Origin of the sequence: Gemmiger formicilis (assembly GCF_016901605.1) — a bacterium.
In the GTDB taxonomy this organism is placed as follows: Bacteria; Bacillota; Clostridia; order Oscillospirales; family Ruminococcaceae; genus Gemmiger; species Gemmiger formicilis_B.
Genome location: NZ_JACJKP010000980.1, coordinates 1 through 218 on the forward strand (window position 1 = coordinate 1; position 218 = coordinate 218).

The following is a 218-nucleotide window of genomic DNA, read 5'->3' on the forward strand; positions in this document are numbered from 1 at the left end:
ACCTCTCGCAAAATATCGGCGGGTATGATATAATACTGGTAGCCCGCGGTCAGACCCCGCACCTGAAAAGCACCCAGCTGAGCAAAACACTGGGTAAGCTGTTTGCAAAAGCCGCCAGACCGTTAAAATCAGACCCTTGACCAGACCGTGGACGGCCAGGGCCTGCATGGCGTATTCGCTGCAGGTGGGCACAAACCGGCAATGGTGGCCCAGGTGCG

Annotated in this window: 1 pseudogene; it reads right to left on the reverse strand. The window is 57.3% G+C overall.

The window, feature by feature from the left end:
• Positions 1–168: pseudogene (locus H6B10_RS17465) on the reverse strand (membrane protein insertion efficiency factor YidD); the annotation flags it as partial.
• Positions 169–218 lie beyond the last annotated feature (50 nt).